Origin of the sequence: Alterirhizorhabdus solaris (genome assembly GCF_007785815.1) — a bacterium.
Classification (GTDB): Bacteria; Pseudomonadota; Alphaproteobacteria; order Sphingomonadales; family Sphingomonadaceae; genus Alterirhizorhabdus; species Alterirhizorhabdus solaris.
Window position 1 is genome coordinate 26,364 of sequence record NZ_VNIM01000040.1, and the last position, 7,530, is coordinate 33,893.

Below are 7,530 nucleotides of genomic sequence, written 5' to 3' on the forward strand. Positions count from 1 at the left end.
GCGCGGTTACGGTGGCGGGGCCGCTGCCGCCCCCGGCGTGTCGCCGGGGCGCTGTGCCAGCCACGAGCGATCGAGCGATCCGACGCCGGGGCAGCCCATCAGCACCAGCGCGCGCTCCAGTTCGGCGCGGAAGATCTCGAGGATGACCGCCCCCCCCGCCTCGCCGGCCACCGCCAGCCCGTACAGGTAGGGCCGGCCGATGAAGACCCCGCGCGCGCCGAGGCAGAGCGCGGTGACCACGTCCGTTCCCCGCCGCACGCCACCGTCGAGATACACCTCGGCGCGATCGCCCACGCGCGCGACGATCGCCGGCAGCGCATCGATCGCGGCGAGCGTGCGGTCGAGCTGGCGGCCGCCGTGGTTCGACACGACGATCCCGTCCGCGCCGATGCGATCGACCGCCTGTGCGGCATCGTCCGGATCGAGCACGCCCTTCACGTAGAGCGGCCCCTGCCACTGGTCGCGCATCCATGCGAGATCGTCCCAGTGGAGATCGCCCTGCATGTAGCGCGCCTGGTTTTCGGCCGACGCGATCGCATCGTCGCCCGCGCCGTGGATCGCGCGGCGCAGCCCGCCCGCCAGCGTGGCCGCCTTCGCCTCGGCCGCACGCTCGACATAATGGACGGCGGCGACGCGGCGGCGGCGGAAGACGGCGTGGAGCCAGCCCGGCCGGCGCGCCATGTTCAGCAGCCGTGGCGGGGTGAGCGTCCACGGCTGCGTCATGCCGGCGGTGCGCTCCCCCTCGCGATTGCCGACCACCGGCACGTCCACGGTGACGAACAGGGCGGTGTAGCCGGCGGCCCGCGCACGCGCGATCAGCGCGCCCACCTTGTCGCGGTTGCCGAACGGATAGAGCTGGAACCAGTGGTTCTGCTCGGTCGCCTCCGCCACCTCCTCCAGCGTGTAGCTGGATGCCGTGCTGAGGACCGCGCGGGTGCCGGCACGCTCGGCGGCGCGGGTGGCGGCCACGTCGGCCGTCCAGTGACTGAGGCCCGCCGCGCCCGTGGGCGCGAGCGCGATCGGCAGCGCCACCCGCTCGCCCGCCATCGTCGCCGAGAGATCCGGCGCGCGCACCCCGGTGAGGCAGCGCTGGCGCAGGCGGTGGCGCAGGAAGCCGGCCATGTTCTCGTTGACCGTGACGAGATCGTCGGCCCCGCCATCGAGATAGTTCCACGCCAGATCGGGCAGCCGGCGGCGGGCCAGCCGGCGCCACGCCTCCACGCTGACCGGCGGGGCGGGATCGGACAGGCGAAGCGTGAAGGCCATGCGTTCTTCCTCGCCCGGGTCAGCCGCGATCATGTGCGACGACGACGGGCATCGGCCCGCGCATCGGCACGCTCGAATAGGCGTAGGGCGCCGCGACCGCATAATCCGGCTCCGCATCCAGCAATGCGTTCACGCCGATCTCCGCCTCCATCTTGGCCAGCACCGAGCCGAGGCAATTGTGGAAGCCGACACCGAAGCCGAGATTGGGCCGCGCCGGGCGATGGAGATCGAACCGGTCGGGATCGTCGTAGCGGTCCGGGTCGCGGTTGGCGGCGGCCAGCAGGCAGGTCAGCGCGGCGCCGTCCGCCAATTCCACGCCGGCCAGCTCGATCGGCCCGCCGCGCACGCGACGGACGATGGTGCCGACCACCCCCTGCCAGCGCATCACCTCGTCGTTGGCTGGCGGGATCAGCGTCCGGTCGGCCACGAGCGCGCGGCGCGTGTCCCCCCGTTCACCATAGGTGACGAAGATGTGCGCGAGCCATTTCGCCGTCGTCTCGTTGCCGGCGAACAGAAGCTGGCGGAGGTTCTGGACGAGTTGATCGTCAGGCAGCGCGGCACCGGCCGGCGCGTGGACGAGGACGCTGACGAGATCGTCGCCCGGCCGCACCCGGCGCGCGGCGATCAGCGCCAGCAGGTAATCGGCCAGCCCCTGCTTGGCGGCCTCGCGCGCGATGCGAGCCCTGGCGGCCTCCGTTTCCGAGAGATAGGTGGTGCCGCCGGCGGCCATCGCATCGCTCCAGCGGACGATGTCCGGCAGCGCCTCGTCGGGCACGCCCATCAGCAGCGCGATCACGAGGGTGGGGATCGGCCGGCAGAGCGTCTGCGACAGATCGACCGCCTCGCCGTCGTTCAGCCGCGCCGCGACGGGTGCCATCAGCCCGGCAACGATCCGCTCGACCGCCGGGCGCAGCCTGTCCAGTCCCTGCTTGCGGAACGCCTCGGCCCAGACGTTGCGCAGGTCGTCGTGGCGGCGGCGGTCGTCCATCGAGATGAACGCGTCGGCGCCGAACATCTCCTCCACGACCGTGCCTTCGACGGTGAAGCGGGCGAAGTTTGTGGCCACCTTGCGGACGGCGCGATCGGTGGTGACCAGCCAGCGACCGTAGGTTTCGTGCCACACGACCGGCCCCTGTTCACGCAGCGCGCGCAGCGTCGGCCACGGATCGGCGGCGACCGCCTCGCTCATGATGTCGAGCCGGGTAGTGGGGATCACGCTACCCACCGACGACCTCGCCGGCTGCGTGCGATCCTGTCGCGCGCACATGGCACGGGGCAGGGGGCGTGCACGGCAGCACCGCTCAGGCCGCCGCGCCCAGCCGCACCGGCGCGCGCGGTCGCTCGCGATAGTCGGCCAGGTTCACGGTCGCCAGTTGCGTGACGAGTTCGGAAAGCGGGGTGGGATCGATCGAGGGCGTGCCCGTCTTGTCGAGATACCAGCTCTGGCAACCGCCCGTGCCCCAGACGGAACCTCGTGCCTGTTCGCGCACGTCGTCCAGCCAGGCCCGCGCCGCATCCTCGCGCGGCACGATCGCCACGTCCGCCTGCTCGATCCGGTCGAGCAGCTTGAGGATGTAATCCACCTGCGCCTCGACGATGCCGACGACCGAGGCGCTGCCGCCGGGCGAATAGGGGCCGTTGACGAGGAAGAGATTGGGCATGTGCGGGATCGCGATCGATCGGTAGGCAAGCGGCAGATCGCGCCAGACCTGATCGAGCGTGATGCCGTCCTCCCCGGTGATCCGCATCGGCCGAAGATAGGCGTGCGCATCGAAGCCGGTGGCATAGGCCAGCACGTCCACCTCGTGCAGCGTGCCGTCGCGTGTGACGATGCCGTTTTCGGTGATGTGGTCGATCGCGTCGGTCACCACCTGCACGCCGGGCTTCTGCACCGCCTCGTAGAAGGTGCCGGACATCACCAGCCGCTTGCACCCCACCTCGTAATCGGGGGTCAGCCGGGCACGCAGTTCCGGATCGCGCACCGTCGCCAGCGCATCGGTGCACTGCCTGTCGCGCGCCGCGCGTGCATCGCGATCACCGGTGGCGGCGCGGCCGCGCGTCTCCGTCTCGCGCTGAAGCTGATAGTAATAGCGGCTCGCGTGGCCCGGCAGGAAGCGATAGGCGAGCCGCTTCCACCACGGGATCGGCGTATCGGCGACCGGGAACACCCATTGCGGCGTGCGCTGGAACAGGCTGAGGCCACCCACCTCGCCGGCCAGCGCCGCGACGATCTGGGTGGCGGTGGAGCCGGTGCCGATCACGCCCAGCCGCTTGCCGCGCAGATCGAGCGAGCGATCCCAGCGCGAGGTATGGAAGCTGGGGCCGGCGAAGCGGTCGCGTCCGGTGATCTCGGGCATCATCGGGTGGTGCAGCCGGCCGCATGCCGCGATCACCACGTCCGCCACGAAGACGCCGCCGTCGGCGGTCCGCACTTCCCAGCGATCGTCGCGGAAGTCGGCGGAGACGACCTCCTGACCATAGCGGATGTGCGGCAACACGCCGTAGCGCCGGGCGCAATCGTTGTAATAGCGCCAGATATCGGGCGCCTTGGCGTAGCGCGATTTCCACGCCGGGTTCGGCGCGAACGAATAGACATAGGAATGCGCCGCCACGTCGCAGGCAGCACCCGGATACATGTTGTCGCGCCAGGTACCGCCGAGCGTGGCACCCTTTTCGAGGATCACGAAGTCGTGGATGCCGCGCTCGCGCAGCTTGATACCCAGCAGGATGCCGGAGATGCCCGCCCCGATCACCACCACGCTCAGGCCCGCGTCGTTCGCCGCGCGTGCATGCTGGACCTTCTTCGCCATCCGGGACCTCTCCTGCCGGCCCGTCACGGGCGTTCCGCAAGGCAAGCGACGTGTCGCCGTCCTGCCGCGCAAGCGTCCGATATGCCCGGCGCCTGCACCCCGGGGCAAGCACAGAGGCGCTCGACAGACCGATACATTCCGGCTCAAACGATCCCCACGGCGAAGTTTACCGCCGGGGAGTCGGCATGGCGACGGACGAGACGGGCGGCGAGAGGGCAGGCGGCAGCGTGGCGGGGGCGACCGACCGGCTCGTCAGCGCCGCCGGGCGGGCGGGGCGCGGCCCGGCGCGAGGCGAGGCGCTGGCCGGCTTCATCGCCACCTATCGCGACTGGATCATCCGCCACCACGACCTGCCCGGTTCGCGCGTCGATCAGGTGGAGCGATCCCACCTGCTGCTGTACACCATGACCGCCGCGGCCACGCTGGGCGACGCGATCGGCCTGCTCGAGCGCTTCCGCAAGCTGGTGTGGGGCGATCGCGGGGTGACCCTTTCCGGTGCCGGCAGCGGGCGCGTGCTGCTGACGCTGGACCAGCCGTTGCGGGCCGACGTGGCCGGTCTCGTCAGCGATCTGTGGTCGCTGTCGGTGTTGCTGACGGAGTTCGAGTTCCTGATCGGCGGCGCGATCAAGGGGGCGGCGGGGGCGGTGCGGCAGCCGGCGTGCCTGCCTGCCGGCAGCATGGCGCTGCTGTTCGATCGGCCGATCGCCTGCGATGCGGAAACGCTGACGCTGGCGCTGCCCGAGCGGTATCTGCGCCGGCCGGTGGTGGCGCGGGCGGGGCAGGTCGGGGCGTTCCTGCGTCAGCTCGTGCCGCGCACGGTGGGGGCCGAGGCGCCGCCGCGCGAGCTCTCGACGCTGGTCGAGGGGATGATCCGTGCCGATGTCTCGCAGGGCGGGGCCGGACCGGGCACGCTGGAGTCGGTCGCCGCGCGGCTCGGTGTCAGCGTCGCCACGCTCCGCCGTCGGCTGGACGGCGAGGGCCAGACGTTCCGCGCCATCCGCGAACGCGTGCTGGACGGGATGGAGCGTGCGTGGCTGGCGGACGGCATGGCGATCGACGAGGTGGCCGCACGGCTCGGCTATAGCGATGCCTTCGCCTTCCGCCGGGCCTTCCAGCGGCGGCACCATTGCTCGCCCTCGGCCTATCGCCGGCAGGCCGCCGCATCGCCGCCGTGATGGCGCGCGCGGCAGGATGGAAAACGACAACGGGAGAACGAGGATGAAGCGGTGGCTGAAGCGGCCGGAAGGCTCGAACTGGGGGGATTTCGGCGCGGACGATCAGGTCGGCCGGATGAACCTGATAACCCCCGAGCGGCGCCGCGCCGCACTGGCCGAGGCACGTGAGGGGATCGCCTTCCTGCTGGGGCTGCCGCTCGATCATCCGAAAGGGCAGATCTTCCCCGGCCGCTTCCCGCCCCGTCTGGCGGCCACGAGCGCCGGCGCGGATCGCCCGATGTACGACTGGACGCCGTCCGGCGGCGCGACCGATGTGGTGAACGACGACCGGGTGACGATGGATCTGCAATATTCGTCGCAATGGGATGGTCTGAGCCATTACGGGGCCTGCTTCGATGCCGATGACGACGGGATCGCCGAGCATGTCTTCTACAACGGCTATCGTTCGGACACGCATTTCACCCAGCCCGCCGAGGGGGTGGCGCCGCATGCCCATGCGCTCGGCATCGAGCGGCTCGCGCAGACCTGCGTGCAGGGGCGCGGCGTGCTGGTGGACGTGCGCGATGCCGGCACCCCGCCGCACGGGCGGATCGGCCATGCGGCGCTGATGCGCGCGATCGAGGCGCAGGGCGCAGACGTCGCCGAGGGCGACCTGCTGTGCCTCTACACCGGCTATGGCGATCTGCTGCTGCGCGATGGCGCGGGCGTGAACCGGGTCGCGCTGGCCGCATGCCCCGGCCTCGATGGCGGCGATCCAGCGCTGCTGGACTGGATCGGGCGATCGGGGCTGGCGGCGATCTGCGCGGACAACCCGATGGTGGAGAAGATCGACGGGCTGCAACGCTGCACCGGCAAGGCGATGCTGCCGCTGCACGAACATTGCCTGGTGAAGCTGGGCATCCACCTTGGCGAATTCTGGTGGTTCGGCGGCATCGCGCCGTGGCTGGCGGCGCATGGGCGCGCCCATTTTCTGCTCACCGCGCCGCCGCTGAACCTGCCGGGTGCGGTCGGCTCGCCGGCCACCCCGATCGGCACGGTATGATCCCCTAGCCCGTTTCACCATTGGACGGGACCGGCCAGATCAGCGGCAGCGCGGGGATCATGGCGGCGGCGCCGACGCGCACCTCCAGCCGGGCGGCGGGGTCGATCGTGAAGTCGGGGATGCGTTTGAGCCACTCCTCCAGGAAGATTGCGATCTCGGTGCGCGCCAGCATCGCCCCCATGCACACGTGCGGCCCGGCGCCAAAGGTGGCGTGGCGCGGGCGGCGGCGATCGAAATCCACCGCGAGCGGATCGGCGAAGCGATCCTCGTCGAGATTGGCCAGCGCGGTGGGCACGACGACCAGCTCGCCGACCTTCATCGCCACCCCGGCCAGGGTGCAGTCGACCGCCACCTCGCGGGTGAGGTTCACCATCGCCATGCGCCGCAGGAACTCCTCGATCGCGGCGGGGATGAGGGCCTGCTCGTCGATCAGCCGGCGGCGGTGCGCGGGGTTGCGGGCAAGGAAGGCGGCGATGAAACCGAGCATCCCCGCCACGGTATCCAGCCCGGCGAGCATCAGCACGCTCATCAGCCCCTGCAGCGTCTCGTCGTCCAGCGGCTCGCCGTCGATGCGCGCGGCGACGAGCTGGCTGATGAGGTCGTCGCCCGGGTTCGCCCGTCGTTCGGCCACCCGCGCCATCGTGTAGCGGCCGAGATCGGCGAAGCCGTGCATCCGCGTTTCGGGCACGTCGGGGCGGATGATGCGGTCGACAATCGCCATGATCTCCGGCCGGTCGGACAGCGGCAGGCCGAGCATCGAGAGGAAGATCGCGATCGGCATCTGCTGCGCGAAATCACGCACGAACTCGCAGCCGCCGGCGGGTTTCAGCGCCTCGATGATGCCGATGCTGAGCGCGCGTACCTCCGGCGTCATCCGGCGGATCGCGGCGGGGGACATCGCGCCCATCAGCAGGATGCGGTATTTCAGGTGCTGCGGCGGATCGAGCATCAGCGGCAGGATCGGCGGGACGGGATTGGAGTCCTTGGGCACGCGCATCGCCCGGCTGGAGAAGCGGGCGGGGTCGCACAGGATCGTCTCGATCAGCGCGGCATCGGTGGCGACCCAGTGGCCGCGGTTCGCCGGCGTCCAGAACAGGTCGGGTGCACCGGCGGCCGGCAGGCGCGCCATCGCCCCGGCGAAATCCCCGTCCGGCGCATCGACCACGAACACGTCGTAATCGAGCACGCGATCGGCCGGAACATGCGACGGGCGATCCTCGCAGCGGGGGAACAGGGC

6 protein-coding genes are annotated in these 7,530 nt (G+C 71.0%); 2 read left to right on the forward strand and 4 right to left on the reverse strand.

The features are described 5' to 3' along the window. Window positions 1-6 precede the first annotated feature (6 nt). The 3 genes from FOY91_RS11175 to FOY91_RS11185 all read right to left on the reverse strand — a co-directional run bounded on the left by FOY91_RS11175 (window position 7) and on the right by FOY91_RS11185 (window position 4,076). Window positions 7-1,266, reverse strand: a complete 1,260-nt coding sequence (locus FOY91_RS11175) for an alpha-hydroxy acid oxidase (RefSeq protein ID WP_145151548.1) — start codon at window positions 1,264-1,266, stop codon at window positions 7-9. Between the two features lie 19 nt (window positions 1,267-1,285). Continuing rightward, complete coding sequence (locus FOY91_RS11180) at window positions 1,286-2,491, reverse strand: cytochrome P450 (RefSeq protein WP_162527211.1); 1,206 nt, start codon at window positions 2,489-2,491, stop codon at window positions 1,286-1,288. 76 nt (window positions 2,492-2,567) lie between these two features. After that, the gene (locus tag FOY91_RS11185) at window positions 2,568-4,076 is read right to left on the reverse strand and encodes a flavin-containing monooxygenase (protein ID WP_145151553.1); all 1,509 of its coding nucleotides are present in this window, start codon (window positions 4,074-4,076) and stop codon (window positions 2,568-2,570) included. A gap of 185 nt (window positions 4,077-4,261) precedes the next feature. Between FOY91_RS11185 and FOY91_RS11190 the strand changes: the two genes are divergently transcribed. Both FOY91_RS11190 and FOY91_RS11195 read left to right on the forward strand, forming a co-directional pair. Next, the gene (locus FOY91_RS11190) at window positions 4,262-5,251 is read left to right on the forward strand and encodes an AraC family transcriptional regulator (protein ID WP_145151555.1); all 990 of its coding nucleotides are present in this window, start codon (window positions 4,262-4,264) and stop codon (window positions 5,249-5,251) included. A 43-nt stretch (window positions 5,252-5,294) separates the two neighbouring features. Then, a complete protein-coding gene (locus FOY91_RS11195; RefSeq protein ID WP_145151558.1) occupies window positions 5,295-6,293 on the forward strand; it encodes a cyclase family protein in 999 nt (332 codons plus the stop codon). Between the two features lie 4 nt (window positions 6,294-6,297). Here FOY91_RS11195 and FOY91_RS11200 read toward each other — a convergent pair. Continuing rightward, window positions 6,298-7,530, reverse strand: a 1,233-nt coding sequence (locus FOY91_RS11200) for a cytochrome P450 (RefSeq protein WP_145151560.1), incomplete at its 5' end; no start/stop codon positions are given.

What these genes read in the sequence shown, in the direction of transcription:
- FOY91_RS11175 (WP_145151548.1), bottom strand. Translation starts at nt 1,266, where the DNA reads ATGGCCTTCACGCTTCGCCTGTCCGATCCCGCCCCGCCGGTCAGCGTG.
- FOY91_RS11185 (WP_145151553.1), bottom strand. Translation starts at nt 4,076, where the DNA reads ATGGCGAAGAAGGTCCAGCATGCACGCGCGGCGAACGACGCGGGCCTG.
- FOY91_RS11195 (WP_145151558.1), top strand. Translation starts at nt 5,295, where the DNA reads ATGAAGCGGTGGCTGAAGCGGCCGGAAGGCTCGAACTGGGGGGATTTC.
- FOY91_RS11190 (WP_145151555.1), top strand. Translation starts at nt 4,262, where the DNA reads ATGGCGACGGACGAGACGGGCGGCGAGAGGGCAGGCGGCAGCGTGGCG.